Annotated in this window: 16 protein-coding genes; 10 read left to right on the top strand and 6 right to left on the bottom strand. The window is 64.3% G+C overall.

All coding sequences use genetic code 11. The features are described from left to right. The first annotated feature begins 19 nt into the window (after positions 1–19). From argB to K5H97_RS28580, 4 genes are all read left to right on the top strand, one after another. Positions 20–925: an acetylglutamate kinase gene (gene argB, locus K5H97_RS28565; protein WP_028689938.1), complete on the top strand. Its 906-nt coding sequence runs from the start codon at positions 20–22 to the stop codon at positions 923–925. Between the two features lie 206 nt (positions 926–1,131). Continuing rightward, complete coding sequence (locus K5H97_RS28570) at positions 1,132–1,812, top strand: CsgG/HfaB family protein (RefSeq protein WP_028689939.1); 681 nt, start codon at positions 1,132–1,134, stop codon at positions 1,810–1,812. Between the two features lie 30 nt (positions 1,813–1,842). Further along, positions 1,843–2,211, top strand: coding sequence for a DUF4810 domain-containing protein (locus K5H97_RS28575; RefSeq protein WP_028689940.1), 369 nt, complete (start codon positions 1,843–1,845; stop codon positions 2,209–2,211). Then, positions 2,208–2,867: a DUF799 domain-containing protein gene (locus K5H97_RS28580; protein WP_028689941.1), complete on the top strand. Its 660-nt coding sequence runs from the start codon at positions 2,208–2,210 to the stop codon at positions 2,865–2,867. The genes K5H97_RS28575 and K5H97_RS28580 overlap by 4 nt, the downstream gene beginning before the upstream one ends. A gap of 149 nt (positions 2,868–3,016) precedes the next feature. Here the strand turns inward: K5H97_RS28580 and pyrE are convergent, their stop codons facing one another. Next, complete coding sequence (gene pyrE / locus K5H97_RS28585; RefSeq protein ID WP_011536401.1) at positions 3,017–3,658, bottom strand: orotate phosphoribosyltransferase; 642 nt, start codon at positions 3,656–3,658, stop codon at positions 3,017–3,019. A gap of 80 nt (positions 3,659–3,738) precedes the next feature. Between pyrE and K5H97_RS28590 the strand changes: the two genes are divergently transcribed. Next, a complete protein-coding gene (locus tag K5H97_RS28590; protein WP_028689942.1) occupies positions 3,739–4,518 on the top strand; it encodes an exodeoxyribonuclease III in 780 nt (259 codons plus the stop codon). 48 nt (positions 4,519–4,566) lie between these two features. Here the strand turns inward: K5H97_RS28590 and K5H97_RS28595 are convergent, their stop codons facing one another. Both K5H97_RS28595 and rph read right to left on the bottom strand, forming a co-directional pair. After that, complete coding sequence (locus K5H97_RS28595; protein ID WP_028689943.1) at positions 4,567–4,935, bottom strand: DUF4870 domain-containing protein; 369 nt, start codon at positions 4,933–4,935, stop codon at positions 4,567–4,569. 24 nt (positions 4,936–4,959) lie between these two features. Further along, the gene (gene rph / locus K5H97_RS28600; RefSeq protein WP_009681991.1) at positions 4,960–5,682 is read right to left on the bottom strand and encodes a ribonuclease PH; all 723 of its coding nucleotides are present in this window, start codon (positions 5,680–5,682) and stop codon (positions 4,960–4,962) included. 224 nt (positions 5,683–5,906) lie between these two features. Between rph and K5H97_RS28605 the strand changes: the two genes are divergently transcribed. Then, the gene (locus K5H97_RS28605; protein WP_028689944.1) at positions 5,907–6,770 is read left to right on the top strand and encodes a YicC/YloC family endoribonuclease; all 864 of its coding nucleotides are present in this window, start codon (positions 5,907–5,909) and stop codon (positions 6,768–6,770) included. A gap of 13 nt (positions 6,771–6,783) precedes the next feature. Next, complete coding sequence (gmk, locus tag K5H97_RS28610; protein WP_028689945.1) at positions 6,784–7,404, top strand: guanylate kinase; 621 nt, start codon at positions 6,784–6,786, stop codon at positions 7,402–7,404. A 145-nt stretch (positions 7,405–7,549) separates the two neighbouring features. On the opposite strand, the gene K5H97_RS28615 is transcribed toward gmk, so the two are convergent. The 3 genes from K5H97_RS28615 to K5H97_RS28625 all read right to left on the bottom strand — a co-directional run bounded on the left by K5H97_RS28615 (position 7,550) and on the right by K5H97_RS28625 (position 11,364). Beyond that, complete coding sequence (locus tag K5H97_RS28615) at positions 7,550–9,091, bottom strand: APC family permease (protein WP_028689946.1); 1,542 nt, start codon at positions 9,089–9,091, stop codon at positions 7,550–7,552. A 112-nt stretch (positions 9,092–9,203) separates the two neighbouring features. After that, the gene (locus tag K5H97_RS28620) at positions 9,204–9,977 is read right to left on the bottom strand and encodes a gamma-glutamyl-gamma-aminobutyrate hydrolase family protein (protein ID WP_028689947.1); all 774 of its coding nucleotides are present in this window, start codon (positions 9,975–9,977) and stop codon (positions 9,204–9,206) included. Positions 9,978–9,981: 4 nt separating this feature from the next. Continuing rightward, positions 9,982–11,364, bottom strand: a complete 1,383-nt coding sequence (locus tag K5H97_RS28625) for a glutamine synthetase family protein (protein ID WP_028689948.1) — start codon at positions 11,362–11,364, stop codon at positions 9,982–9,984. Between the two features lie 208 nt (positions 11,365–11,572). Between K5H97_RS28625 and K5H97_RS28630 the strand changes: the two genes are divergently transcribed. The 3 genes from K5H97_RS28630 to spoT all read left to right on the top strand — a co-directional run bounded on the left by K5H97_RS28630 (position 11,573) and on the right by spoT (position 15,117). Beyond that, positions 11,573–12,448, top strand: coding sequence for a LysR family transcriptional regulator (locus K5H97_RS28630; protein WP_028689949.1), 876 nt, complete (start codon positions 11,573–11,575; stop codon positions 12,446–12,448). A gap of 237 nt (positions 12,449–12,685) precedes the next feature. Continuing rightward, the gene (rpoZ, locus tag K5H97_RS28635) at positions 12,686–12,949 is read left to right on the top strand and encodes a DNA-directed RNA polymerase subunit omega (protein WP_008091595.1); all 264 of its coding nucleotides are present in this window, start codon (positions 12,686–12,688) and stop codon (positions 12,947–12,949) included. Positions 12,950–13,008: 59 nt separating this feature from the next. Next, positions 13,009–15,117, top strand: a complete 2,109-nt coding sequence (gene spoT, locus K5H97_RS28640) for a bifunctional GTP diphosphokinase/guanosine-3',5'-bis pyrophosphate 3'-pyrophosphohydrolase (RefSeq protein WP_028689950.1) — start codon at positions 13,009–13,011, stop codon at positions 15,115–15,117. Positions 15,118–15,126: the final 9 nt, after the last annotated feature.

Below are 15,126 nucleotides of genomic sequence, written 5' to 3' on the forward strand. Positions count from 1 at the left end.
TCCTTACCTGGAGCCCTGCATGACCCTCGATCGCGATGCCGCTTCCCATGTAGCCGAGGTTTTGTCCGAAGCACTGCCTTACATCCGCCGCTTCGTCGGCAAGACCCTGGTGATCAAGTACGGCGGCAACGCGATGGAAAGCGAGGAGCTCAAGACCGGCTTCGCCCGTGACATCGTGCTGATGAAGGCCGTGGGCATCAACCCGGTGGTGGTGCACGGTGGCGGGCCGCAGATCGGCGACCTGCTCAAGCGCCTGTCGATCGACAGCCACTTCATCGATGGCATGCGCGTCACCGACGCGGCGACCATGGATGTGGTGGAGATGGTCCTGGGCGGCCAGGTGAACAAGGACATCGTCAACCTGATCAACCGCCACGGTGGCAGCGCCATCGGCCTGACCGGCAAGGACGCGGAACTGATCCGCGCCAAGAAGCTGACCGTCACCCGCCAGACGCCGGAAATGACTACCCCGGAAATCATCGACATCGGCCATGTCGGCGAGGTCGTGAGCGTCAACACCGACCTGCTGAACATGCTGGTCAAGGGCGACTTCATTCCGGTGATCGCACCAATCGGCGTGGGCGCCAACGGCGAGTCCTATAACATCAACGCCGACCTGGTGGCGGGCAAGGTGGCCGAGGCATTGAAGGCCGAGAAGCTGATGCTGCTGACCAACATCGCCGGCCTGATGGACAAGCAGGGCGAGGTCCTCACCGGGCTGACCACCGAGCAGGTCAACGAGCTGATTGCCGACGGCACCATCTACGGCGGCATGCTGCCGAAGATCAAATGCGCGCTGGACGCGGTCCAGGGCGGCGTCAACAGCTCGCACATCATCGACGGCCGCGTGCCGAATGCGGTGCTGCTGGAGATCTTCACCGACAGCGGCGTGGGCACCCTGATCACCAACCGCAAGCCACGCTGATCCCGCTGTAATCCTATCGCGGGGCAGGCCCGCTCCCTGGAGGGAGCAGGCCTGCCCCGCGATGCTTTCACCCCCGCCCACGCAAATAGATGGCTTATAGCCATCAACCTTTGTGTTTGACCATAAAGATTCCCGGTAGACTGCCGAAACAACGTGACAGTATGCTCGTTCGTTGCGAATAGTTTCTATTTACCTGGAGATCACGCGTGAAATACGCATCACAAGGACTCGTGCTGGCAGCCGCCCTGGCTGTCGGGTCCATCGCCGGCTGTGCCACCGAAACCTCCACCGCTGTTGCCGTGCAACAGGTCGAAAGCGTCAACCGCCCCTACAGTGGCGTGCGCACGCCGATCGCCGTGGGCAAGTTCGACAACCGCTCCAGCTATATGCGCGGCATCTTCTCCGACGGCGTCGACCGCCTCGGCGGCCAGGCCAAGACCATCCTGATCACCCACCTGCAGCAGACCAACCGTTTCAACGTGCTGGACCGCGACAACATGGGCGAGATCCAGCAGGAGGCGGCCATCAAGGGCCAGGCCCAGCGCCTGAAGGGCGCCGACTTCGTGGTGACCGGCGACGTCACCGAGTTCGGCCGCAAGGAAGTCGGCGATCACCAGCTGTTCGGCATCCTCGGCCGCGGCAAGACCCAGATCGCCTACGCCAAGGTCGCCCTGAATATCGTCAACATCAGCACCTCCGAAGTGGTCTATTCGAGCCAGGGCGCCGGTGAATATGCCCTGTCCAACCGTGAAGTCATCGGCTTCGGCGGCACCGCCAGCTACGACTCGACCCTCAACGGCAAAGTGCTCGACCTGGCCATGCGCGAAGCCGTCAACAAGCTGGTGGGCGCAGTCGAAAGCGGCCAGTGGAAACCACAAGCGCAATAACAAGCACAACACGACAAGGAAGACCGTTCGATGAGCATCACCTACCCGGCCTGGCGCACTGTCGCCGGGCTGCTGCTGGGCAGCGTCCTGCTGGCCGGCTGCAATTCGCCCAAGACCCTGTACCAGTGGGAAAGCTACCAGCCCCAGGTGTACGGCTACCTCAAGGGTGACGCCAAGGAAGAGCAAGTCACAGCCCTGGAGCGCGACCTGGAGAAGATCAAGGCCAAGAACGGCGCCGTGCCGCCGGGCTACCACGCGCAGTTGGGCCTGCTGTACTCCAGCCTGGGCAAGGATGACCAGATGATCCAGCAGTTCCGTACCGAAAAAGCGCTGTTCCCCGAGTCGGCGGCCTACATGGACTTCCTGATGAGCAACGCCAGCAAGGGAGCCAAGCAATGATCAAGCGCCTGACCCAACTGATCGTCGGCGCCTGCGTGCTGGCCCTGTTCGCCGGCTGCGCCGAACGCAAGAGCATCGACTATTCGGCCTACAAGCAGAGCCGACCGAAGTCGATCCTGATCCTGCCGCCGCTGAACGAGTCGCCCGACGTCAAGGCCACCTACAGCATGCTGTCCCAGGTCACCTATCCGCTGGCCGAGGCCGGCTACTACGTGATGCCGGTGGCACTGGTGGATGAAACCTTCCGCCAGAACGGCCTAACCACGCCGGCCGATATCCACCAGCTGCCCACGGCCAAGCTGAACGAGATCTTCGGCGCCGACGCCGGTCTGTACGTGACCGTCAGCGACTACGGCACCCGCTACATGGTGCTGAGCAGCGCGACCATCGTCACCGCCAGCGCCAAACTGGTCGACCTGAAGACCGGTGCCACCTTGTGGACCGGCAGCGCCACGGCCTCCAGCGAGGAAGGCAAGCAGAACCAGGGCGGCCTGATCGGCATGCTGGTGGCGGCGGCCATCAACCAGATCATCAGCAGCGTGCAGGATGACGCCGGCTACCCGATCGCCGGGATGACCAGCGCACGCCTGCTTACACCCTATCCGAATGGCGGGATCCTCTACGGGCCACGCTCGCCGAAGTACGGCACAGACTGACACGAGGTACAGGCGGCCCAAGGGCCGCCTTTCTTTCGCCGCTCGGAAATCTCCTTGATGCCGTGCAGGCCAGTTACCCGAACCGCCGCTGAATAACAGGCATGAAAAAGGCGACCCTAAGGTCGCCATTTTCATGAGCCGCGAGCCGGTCAGATGCCGTACTGGGCGCGGTAGGCCTCGACCGCCGGCAGGTGCTGCTTGAGCTGCGGGTCGTCAGCCAGGAACTCCAGCACCTGGGTCAGCGAGACGATGCTCACGACCGGAATGCCGAAGTCGCGTTCGACTTCCTGGATCGCCGACAGCTCGCCATTGCCGCGCTCTTCACGGTTCAGCGCGATCAGCACGCCGGCGGCCTTGGCCTGTTGGGCGTTGATGATCTGCATGACCTCGCGGATCGCGGTGCCGGCGGTAATTACATCGTCGATGATCAGCACGTCACCGGCCAGCGGGGCACCGACCAGGCTGCCGCCCTCGCCGTGATCCTTGGCCTCTTTGCGGTTGAAGCACCACGGTACGTCGAGCTGATGTTGTTCGGCCAGGGCCACGGCAGTGGCTGCCGCCAGGGGAATGCCCTTGTAGGCCGGGCCAAACAGCACATCGAAGGGGATCTTGCTGTCGACGATGGCCGCCGCGTAGCAACGCCCCAGCTGGGCCAGCGCGGAACCTGTGTTGAACAGGCCGGCATTGAAGAAGTACGGGCTGGTACGCCCCGATTTCAGGGTGAACTCACCGAAGCGCAGAACGCCGCGATCGATGGCAAAACGGATGAAGTCGCGCTGATACGGCTGCATGAAAGGTCCCGGACACCACGGATTTAGCTAAATGTGTTGAGCTCGGGTATCATACACGCACGAGATTTTTGGGGCCATTTATGCGGATCATCAGTGTGAACGTAAATGGCATTCAGGCTGCGGCCGAGCGTGGATTGCTCAGCTGGTTGCAAGCCCAGAATGCCGACGTCATCTGCCTTCAGGATACCCGCGCCTCGGCCTTTGAACTCGACGACCCAGCTTTCCAGCTCGATGGCTATTTCCTTTACGCCTGCGACGCGGAGGTGCCCACCCAAGGTGGCGTGGCACTGTACTCGCGCATGCAGCCCAAGGCAGTCATCACCGGCCTGGGCTTCGAGACAGCCGATCGCTACGGGCGTTATCTGCAAGCAGATTTCGACAAAGTCAGTATTGCCAGCCTGCTGCTGCCTTCGGGCATGCACGGCGACGAAGACCTGAACCAGAAGTTCAAGTTGATGGACGACTTCGCCAAGTACCTGGACAAGCAGCGTCGCAAGCGTCGCGAATACATCTACTGCGGCTCGTTCTACGTGGCGCAGCAGAAGCTCGACATCAAGAACTGGCGCGACAGCCAGCAGTCGGTCGGTTTCCTGCCGCCGGAACGCGCCTGGATGGACGCCATCGTCGGCGACATGGGCTATGTCGACGCCCTGCGCGAAGTCAGCCGTGAAGGCGACCAGTACAGCTGGTGGCCGGACAACGAGCAGGCCGAGATGCTCAACCTGGGTTACCGGTTCGACTACCAGATCCTCACCCCAGGCCTGCGCCGCTTCGTGCGCAACGCCCGTCTGCCACGCCAGCCGCGCTTCTCCCAGCATGCGCCGCTGATCGTGGACTACGACTGGACGCTGACCATCTGAGGATGGCGCACACAAAAAAGCCGACCCATGGGGTCGGCTTTTTTGTGCCTATCTGATCGGCCGCCAGATCCAAGGATAGCGATACGGCTTCCCTTCGTTGGCCCTGACTGCCGCCAGGATGATCAGGATCAGCACCGCCACCATCAGCGCGGCGAACAGCACGATACCGATGAACACGAACATCAACAGCAAGCAGACGAACCCGGCGAGGGTCACGCTGATCTGAAAGTTCAGCGCCTCCTTGCCCTGGGCATCGATGAACGGATCCTGCTCGCGCTTGAGGTGCCACAGCACCAGCGGGCCAAGCAGATGCCCAAGGGGCATCACCAGACCCAGCAGCGCGGACAGGTGGCAGAACATCGCCCACTGCCGGACATCGGCGCTGGGCGGGGTGATCGGCAAGTCCACATCGCTCATGTTGCGCACCTTCCTGGCGTGTCGTCAGTCGGCCAGCGCGGCCTGCTGCAGTTCGAAGATCTCGGTCATGCCCTTCTGCGCCAGCGCCAGCATGGCGTTGAAGTCTTCTGGCTGGAACGGCGCGCCTTCGGCGGTGCCCTGCACTTCGATGAAGCCACCGGCACTGGTCATGACCACGTTCAGGTCGGTCTCGGCGGCGGAGTCCTCGAGGTAATCGAGGTCGAGCACGGCCTCGCCCTGGTACATGCCCACCGACACCGCGGCGATCATATGCTTGAGCGGGTTGCCGCCCTTGAGGCCGCCACGCTTCTTGATCACCGCCAGGGCGTCGCACAGCGCGACCATGGCGCCGGTGATCGAGGCGGTGCGGGTACCGCCGTCAGCCTGGATCACATCGCAGTCGACGTACAGGGTGATGTCGCCGAGCTTGCTCATGTCCAGCGCGGCGCGCAGGGAGCGGCCGATCAGGCGCTGGATTTCGAGGGTGCGGCCGCCTTGCTTGCCGCGGCTGGCCTCACGCTGGTTACGCTCGCCGGTCGAACGCGGCAGCATGCCGTATTCGGCGGTGAGCCAGCCTTGGCCCTGACCTTTGAGGAAGCGGGGAACACCATTCTCGACGCTGACCGTGCAGATGACCTTGGTGTCACCGAACTCGACCAGTACCGATCCCTCGGCGTGCTTGGTGTAGTTGCGGGTAATGCGGATCGAGCGGAGCTGATCGGCGGCGCGACCACTTGGACGTTTCATCTGGGATACCTGTACCGGGACTTTGAATCTGCCGAGCATTATAGAGCCCGCCGCCCGCCGAAGGCACGCCTGTCGTCGTACCCGCGCAGCCTGTCACCTTTTCCGACAAGCCCGAGGAGGGTCGGTAGCATGGGCGGATTGGGCGCCCGGGCCGCACTGCGCTACAATCCTGCGCCTTGCAGCCGACAGGCTCCCCGTTCACCTGAATACGCGAGGTACTCCCCATGGTGCATAGCATGACCGCTTTTGCTCGTGTCGAGCGCGCTGGCAGCCAAGGCACCCTGGTCTGGGAGCTGCGTTCGGTCAACCACCGCTATCTCGAACCCCACCTGCGCCTGCCCGAAGCGCTGCGCGACCTTGAAGGCGCGGTACGCGAGGGCCTGCGCCAGGGCCTGTCCCGCGGCAAGGTCGAGTGCACCCTGCGCCTGAGCGAGGACAACGCCGGCAAGCCGTTGCAGGTCGACCGCGAGCGCGCCGCGCAGCTGGTCGCCGCCGCCGAGACCGTCGCCGGCCTGATCAAGCAGCCGGCACCGCTCAACCCGCTGGAAGTGCTGGCCTGGCCAGGCGTGCTGGTGGCCGACGCCAGCGATCCACAGGCGCTCAATGCCGAAGCCGTTGCCCTGTTCGACGAGGCGCTGGCCGAACTCAAGGCGGGTCGTCAGCGTGAAGGCGCCGAGCTCGCCAGGCTGATCAACGAGCGCCTGGACAGCATGGCCGGCGAAGTCGCCACCTTGCGCACCCTCGTGCCGCAGATGCTGGCCGCGCAACGGCAGAAGGTCCTCGATCGTTTCGGCGACATGAAGGCCGAGCTAGACCCGCAGCGCCTGGAGCAGGAAATGGTCCTGCTGGCGCAGAAGAGCGATGTCGCCGAGGAGCTGGACCGCCTCAGCACCCACGTCACCGAGGTGCGCCGGGTGCTCAAGTCCGGCGGCGCCGCCGGCCGGCGCCTGGACTTCCTGATGCAGGAGCTCAACCGCGAAGCCAACACCCTTGGCTCCAAGGCCTTCGACCCACGCAGCACGCAAGCGGCGGTCAACCTGAAGGTGCTGATCGAACAGATGCGTGAACAAGTACAGAATATCGAGTAAGGCCACCCCTACCATGAATCACAGCAGCGGCACCCTCTACATCGTTTCGGCCCCGTCCGGCGCCGGCAAGACCAGCCTGGTCACGGCCCTGATCAAGGACGACGCCAACGTGCGCGTCTCGGTCTCCCACACCACCCGCGCCATGCGTCCGGGCGAGGAGCACGGGGTGAACTACCACTTCGTCGTTCATGAGGAGTTCAAGGCATTGATCGCCCAGGGCGACTTCCTCGAGCACGCCGAAGTGTTCGGCAACTTCTACGGCACGTCGCGCAGCGCGCTGCAGGAAACCCTCGACCAGGGCTACGACCTGATCCTGGAGATCGACTGGCAAGGCGCCCAGCAGGTACGCAAGCTGATGCCCGAGGCGCGTTCGATCTTCATCCTGCCGCCTAGCCAGGAGGCCTTGCGCCAACGGCTGGATGGTCGTGGCCAGGACAGTGAGGAGATCATTGCCGGACGCATGAAGGAAGCGGTCAGCGAGATGGTGCACTATGACGAGTATGAGTACGTCATCATCAATGACGACTTCGGCGTGGCGCTGGAGGAATTGAAGGCGGTGTTCGCATCGAATCGCCTGTTGCTGAAGAAACAGCAGGCGCGGCATGGTGAGTTGCTCAAGCAGCTGATCGGCTGAAGACCGCCGGGGCCTCTGCGAGGCCCTATCCGACCGGTACGGCGCCCCGGCAAGGCCGCTACAGGTACGGTGCAGAGTCTGAAACTGTGCTGTACCTGTGGGAGCGGCCTTGTGTCGCAAAAGGGGCGCAAAGCGCCCCCATGCGTCAGTCCTGCAACTGAATGGTCGCCTGCTGGCGCAGGGTCGCCCCCAGGAAATACGCCGGCGCCCGCAGCCGCGACAGCATCATCAGCACGATCCCCAGTGCCGAGATGATCGCTGCGATCACGAACACCAGCCCCAGCCCGCCCACATGCGAGCCGCTGCCGAAGTCCGGCGAAGCGCTGTCGATCGCCGTGCGCACGAAGATCACCGACAGGATCACCCCACCCACCAGCGGGCAGACGCCGCGCATGAAAAAGTGACGCACGCTGTCGAACAGGCTGCGGCGGAAGTACCACACGCAAGCGAAAGCAGTCAGCGAGTAATAGAAGCAGATCATCATGCCCAGGGCGGTGATGGTGTCTGCCAGCACGTTCTCGCTCAAGGTACGCATGGTCACGTAGAACAGCGCCGCGGCAATGCCGGCACAGATGGTCGCGTAGCGCGGCGTCTGCGAGCGCGGGCAGACCGTGGCGAAGCGCTGCGGCACGGCGCCGTAGTAACCCATGGCGAGCAGGGTGCGCGCCGGCGAGACGAAGGTCGACTGCAGCGAGGCGGCGGTGCTGGCCAGCACCGCGATCGACATCAGGATTGCCAGCGGTCCCATGACCGGGCCGGCCAGGTGGGCGAACACGTTCTCCTGGATGCGTGGGTTGCCCAGGCCCAATCCATCCTCGCTGATCCCGGCGAACTGCAGGGTGGCGATGGCGGTGAGCAGATACAGGCCAAGGATCAGCAACACCGTCCAGGTGGCGGCCTTGCCCGGCACCTCTTCGCTACCGATCGACTCCTCGCTGACGGTCAGACACACGTCCCAACCCCAGAAGATGAAGATCGACAACGACAGGCCGGCCGCGAATGCCGAGAACGACTCGACGCCGAACGGGTTGAACCAGGCAAGATCGAATGCCAGCGGTGGTGGCGCCGTGGTTTCGCCGAAGGCGGCGAACGCAAAGCCGATCAACACCAGCAACTGCAAGGCCACCAGGCCGTACTGCACAGTCATGGTGGTGGCCATGCCCCGACAGCAGATCCACACCGCCAGGGCGATGAACACGCAACAGGTGGTGACGTTGACCAGCAGGTTGTCCGCCAGCGCCGCCAGCTCCTGGTTGCCGGTGATCTGGGCCAGGAACAGGTAGAAGAAGTCCACCGCCACGCCCGCCAGGTTGGACAGCACGATGGTGGTGGCGACCACCAGCCCCCAGCCGCCGATCCAGCCGATCATCGGACCGAAGGCCCGGGCCGACCAGGTGAAGGAGGTGCCGCTGTCGGGCTCGGCCGAGTTCAGCTCGCGGTAGCCCAGGGCCACCAGCAGCATCGGCAGGAAGCCGACGATGAACACCGCCGGCAGGTGGGCGCCGACTTCGCGCACGGTCGGGCCGAGTGCGCCGGTCAGGGTGTAGACCGGCGCGATGGTGGAAATGCCCAGCACGACGCTGGCCAGCAGACCGAGACGGCCCTTGGCCAGGCCCTTGCTGCGCTGGGTGTTGCCCGAGTCGGACGCCATGTCGGGTGGGCGTCCGGCTTCTGTGTATTCATTCATGAGTCTGTGCCGTAACTATTGGAATTGTTCTCACAGGCCCGCCGTAGTGGGCCCGCTTTCACTCATTGAAAGCTCGTGGTGGGGCACGGTCATCCTGGACCTTCGGCTAACGTCAGCGTGTTTCCTGACGTACACCCTCCCGAGCAGCATGGGCAATGCAAGCCTCGCGGAACGCCTCGAACAGGCGCAGCGAAACCGGGTTTTCGGCGAAACGCCATTCAGGGTGCCACTGCACGCCGACTACAAAGCCCGGCGCATCAGGCATCGACACCGCTTCGACCAGGCCATCCGGGGCCCGTGCCTCGACGCGCAGACCCGGGGCCAGGCGGTCGATACCCTGGCTGTGCAGCGAGTTGACCTCGAACTGCGCCGCCAGGCCCAGGCGCTCGAACAACCCGCCTGCGGTGACCGCGACGGGATGACGAGGGCCGTATTGCACCTCCAGGGGTGCGTCCTCAGGTTCGCGGTGGTCCAGGTAGCCGGGCAGTTCCTGCACGCGCTGGTGCAGGGTGCCGCCAAGGGCCACGTTCAGTTCCTGGAAGCCACGGCAGATGCACAACACCGGCACACCGGCGGCAATGGCCGCCTGCAGCAGCGGCAAGGTAAGGCGATCACGTGCAAGATCGTGCCGGGTACCTTCCGCGCTGGGGGCGCCATTGTAATGATGCGGCTCGACATTTGAAGGCGAACCGGTAAAAAGAATGCCATCGAGCCGGGCCAGCAGCGCCCGGGTGTCGCTGCCGCCATCACGCGCCGGCAGGATCAGCGGCAGCCCGGCAAAGCCCGCGGCCTCGACATACTTGTCGCCCACCGTGTGCGACGAGTTCTTTCCCACCTGCTGGCGGCAGGCGCTGACACCGATCAAGGGGACCGCAAATGCGCTCATGGGCTTACACCGTGTGCAGGTACCAGTTGTACTCGAGGTCGGAGATCGACACTTCGAACTCGGCCAGCTCGCTCTCCTTGCAGGCCACGAAGATGTCGATGTAGTCCGGGCTGATGTATTGGTTGAGGACTTCGCTGTCATCCAGCGCGCGCAGGGCGTCGCGCAGGTTGTTCGGCAGGCTCTGTTCCAGCTGTTCGTACGAGTTGCCTTCGATCGGCGCGTTCGGCTCGACCTTGTTGGTCAGGCCATGGTGGATGCCGGCGAGGATCGCCGCGAGCATCAGGTACGGGTTGGCGTCGGCACCGGCCACGCGGTGCTCGATGCGCACGTTCTCACTGCTGTCGGTCGGCACGCGGACCGCGACGGTGCGGTTGTCCAGGCCCCAGCTCGGCGCATTGGGCACGTAGAACTGGGCGCCGAAGCGGCGGTAGGAGTTGATGTTCGGGCACAGGAACGCCATCGATGCCGGCATGGTCTCCAGCACGCCGCCGATGGCGTGGCGCAGGGTCTCGCTCTGCAGCGGGTCGTCATTGGTAAAGATGTTCTTGCCGGTCTTCTTGTCCAGCAGCGAGATGTGCACGTGCAGACCGTTGCCTGCCTGGCCCGGATAGGGCTTGGCCATGAAGGTGGAGTCCATCTCATGGTCGTAGGCGACGTTCTTGATCAGGCGCTTGAGCAGGATCGCATAGTCGCAGGCCTTCAGCGGGTCGGCGACATGGTGCAGGTTGACCTCGAACTGCGCCGGGGCGCTTTCCTTGACGATGGCGTCGGCGGGCAGGCCCTGCTCCTTGGCGGCTTCGAGCATGTCCTGCAGGCAGTCGGCATATTCGTCGAGGTCGTCGATCAGGTACACCTGGGTCGACTGCGGGCGCTTGCCCGAAATCGGCGAGCGCGGCGGCTGCGGACGGCCGTTGAGGTTGTCCTGGTCGATCAGGTAGAACTCCAGCTCGAACGCGGCGCAGATATCCAGGCCCAGGTCGTCGAACCGGCTCACCACCTGGCGCAGCACCTCGCGCGGATCGGCGAAGAACGGCGCGCCATCCAGCTCATGCATGGTCATCAGCAACTGCGCGGTCGGACGCTTCTGCCATGGCTCGTCGCAGAGCGTGCCCGGAATCGGGAAACAGATACGGTCGGCGTCGCCGATGTCCAGGCCAAGACCGGTGCTTTCGACGGTTGAACCGTTGATATCCAGGGCGAAGAGCGAGGCCGGCAGGTTGATGCCTTTCTCGTACACCTTGTGCAGGCTGGCGCGTTCGATGCGCTTGCCGCGCACCACCCCGTTCATGTCGGAGATCAGCAGGTCGACGTACTGGGTATCCGGATGGGCATCCAGGAACTCATTCATCTCGCGGGAAGAACTGGCGCACGGGGAGACCGACGTCATGGCTGTACATCCTTTGATTCGGAGCGGCGATGTGGGGAACTGCGGATGACGCCTCGAAAGGCGACGATGGTGCTGCTGTTGTTCTTTTCACTGGCCCATCGTGGGGGGCTGGTTGCCGACCGGCTGCATTGATTCCCGGGGGCCGTTTCACTATAAAATGGCCCCAACGCAACAGACATTGGCATTTCGGCAAGCAGAGCGTGCATCGATGCAATATCAGATCAACCATGCGGACCTCGCCCTGGTCCTGGCGCTGGAGCGCGGCCGGTCCCTGGCCAAGGCCGCCGAACTGCTCAAGGTCGACGTTTCCACGGTCTTCCGTTCGATCCGCCGGCTGGAATCGGCACTGGGCACTGCGCTGTTCGTCAAGAGCCGCAAGGGCTACCTGCCCACCGACACCGCCCAGGCCCTGGCCGAGCAGGCCGAGCGCGCCGAACAGGCGCTGGACGCGGCGCGCATCGCGCTGACCAGCGGCGAGCAGGTGGTCAGCGGCACCGTGCGCCTGACCTGCACCGAGGCGGTGTTGCACAGCCTGCTGCTGCCGGCGCTGGCCGAGTTCATGCCCAACTACCCGGCGCTGTCGCTGGAAATGGGCACCTCCAACACCTTTGCCAACCTCAGCCGCCGCGATGCCGACATCGCCCTGCGCCTGACCAACACGCCGCCGGAACACCTCGTGGGCCGCTGCCTGGGCTCGACCTCCTACGTGGTCTGCGGCCTGCCGGTGCTACGCGAGCGCCTGCAGGAATCTGCCGCCAGCGTGCCATGGATCGCCCCCGACGACTCCATGCAGGACCACGCCACGGTGGTCTGGCGCAACCAACATCACCCGGGGCTGATTCCGCGCTACCAGTGCAGCGGCATGTCGACCATCGCCCAACTGGTGACCACCGGCCTGGGCGTGGCGGCACTGCCCGACTACATGGTCCACGACTTGCCCGGCGTCGAGGCGCTGAGCGGCCCGCTGCCCGGCTGCGACACCCAGCTGTGGCTGCTGACCCGCCCCGATTGCCGTGCCCTGCGCTCGGTACAGACGCTGTTCGAGGAGCTGACCCCGCGCCTGCGCGACGCAATGTTGCGTTAACGCGTCAGGGGCGGTTGTTTTCGGGTAACAGGAACCGTTATCGTCCGTCCCAGCTTGGTGTGAACTGCTTCGCGGACAAGCCCGCTCCCACAGGGCCCGCGAAAACGACTCAAACAGCACCGGAGGAAGGGCACCCGACAAAACAGCCCTTCCCTATTGGCTGGTGATTTTTTAAACTATCGAGTCCGCCTGCCCATTCTGGGCGCACGCCTACCGCATTTGCTACTGAGGAAGACCATGGCCCGCGTAACTGTTGAAGACTGCCTGGAACACGTGGATAACCGCTTTGAGCTGGTCATGCTCTCGACCAAGCGCGCCCGCCAGCTGGCTACCGGCGGCAAAGAGCCACGCGTTGCGTGGGAAAACGACAAGCCGACCGTCGTCGCCCTGCGTGAAATCGCCGAAGGCATCGTCACGCCAGAGTTCATCGCCGCCGAAGAGATCGTCACCGAGGATCCGGTATTCGCCGCGTTCGAGGACGAGAACAACGAGGCCGTCTGATTGATGCCCAGTCGACACCGTGCGGCGCAAGGCCCTCTTCTTCAGCAAGAGGTGAAACCATGCCGGGTATAGAAGCCCTCGCCGAACGGCTGTCGACTTACCTGGGCCCCGAACAGGTCAACCTGGTTCGCCGGGCCTACTTCTACGCCGAGCAGGCCCACGATGGCCAGCGTCGCCGCAGCGGCGAGCCTTATGTGACCCATCCGCTGGCGGTCGCCAGCATTCTCGCCGACATGCACATGGACCATCAGAGCCTGATGGCGGCCATGCTGCACGACGTGATCGAAGACACCGGCATCGCCAAGGAAGCCTTGAGCCAGCAATTCGGCGAGACCGTCGCCGAGCTGGTCGACGGGGTCAGCAAGCTGACCCAGATGAACTTCGAGACCAAGGCCGAGGCCCAGGCCGAGAACTTCCAGAAGATGGCCATGGCCATGGCCCGCGACATCCGCGTGATCCTGGTCAAGCTGGCCGACCGCCTGCACAACATGCGCACCCTGGAGGTGCTGTCCGGCGAAAAACGCCGACGCATCGCCAAGGAAACCCTCGAGATCTACGCCCCCATCGCCAACCGCCTGGGGATGCACACTGTGCGCGTCGAGTTCGAGGACCTCGGTTTCAAGGCCATGCACCCGATGCGTTCGTCGCTGATCCACCGGGCGGTCAAGAGCGCGCGGGGCAACCGCAAGGAAATCGTCGCCAAGATCGAGACCTCGCTGGCCAACTGCCTGGCCGCCGATGGCATTCAAGGCGAAGTCAGCGGCCGGCAGAAACACCTCTATGGCATCTACAAGAAGATGCGCGGCAAGCGTCGCGCCTTCACCGAGATCATGGACGTGTACGCCTTCCGCATCATCGTCGACAAGGTCGACACCTGCTACCGCGTGCTCGGCGCCGTGCACAACCTGTACAAGCCACTGCCGGGCCGGTTCAAGGACTACATCGCGATCCCCAAGGCCAACGGCTACCAGTCGTTGCACACCACGCTGTTCGGCATGCACGGCGTGCCCATCGAGATCCAGATCCGCACCCGCGAAATGGAAGAGATGGCCAACAACGGCATTGCCGCGCACTGGCTGTACAAGTCCAACGAGGAAGAGCAGCCCAAGGGCAGCCACGCCCGCGCCCGCCAGTGGGTCAAGGGCATCCTCGAGCTGCAGCAGCGCGCCGGCAACTCGCTGGAGTTCATCGAGAGCGTGAAGATCGACCTGTTCCCGGACGAGGTCTACGTCTTCACCCCCAAAGGCCGGATCATGGAGCTGCCCAAGGGCTCCACCGCCGTCGACTTCGCCTACGCGGTGCACACCGACGTCGGCAACAGCTGCATCGCCTGCCGCATCAACCGCCGCCTGGCGCCGCTGTCCGAGCCGCTGCAGAGCGGCTCCACCGTCGAGATCGTCAGCGCCCCAGGCGCCCGGCCGAACCCGGCCTGGCTCAACTTCGTGGTCACCGGCAAGGCACGCACGCACATCCGCCACGCCCTCAAGCAACAGCGCCGCTCCGAGTCCATCAGCCTCGGCGAGCGCCTGCTGAACAAGGTGCTGACCGGCTTCGACAGCAGCCTGGAAAAGATCCCCCAGGAACGCATCCAGTCGATCCTCGCCGAGTACCGCCTGGAACTGCTCGAGGACCTGCTCGAGGACATCGGCCTGGGCAACCGCATGGCCTACGTGGTCGCCCGCCGCCTGCTGTCCGCCGAAGGCGAGCAACTGCCGGCGCCGGAAGGCCCGCTGGCGATCCGCGGCACCGAGGGCCTGGTGCTCAGCTACGCCAAGTGCTGTACCCCGATCCCGGGCGACCCTATCGTCGGCCACCTGTCGGCCGGCAAGGGCATGGTCGTGCACCTGGAAGACTGCCGCAACATCAGTGAAGTCCGCCACAACCCTGAGAAGTGCCTGCAGCTCTCCTGGGCCAAGGACATCACCGGCGAGTTCAACGTCGAACTGCGCGTCGAACTGGAACACCAGCGCGGCCTGATCGCGCTGCTGGCCAGCAGCGTCAACGCCGCCGACGGCAACATCGAGAAAATCAGCATGGACGAACGCGACGGCCGTATCAGCGTGGTCCAACTGGTGGTCAGCGTGCACGACCGCGTGCACCTGGCCCGCGTGATCAAGAAGCTGCGCACCTTGACCGGCGTGGTCCGCATCACCCGGATGCGTGCGTAGTCCGCCAAC

Source organism: Pseudomonas mosselii, from assembly GCF_019823065.1.
Lineage (GTDB): Bacteria > Pseudomonadota > Gammaproteobacteria > Pseudomonadales > Pseudomonadaceae > Aquipseudomonas > Aquipseudomonas mosselii.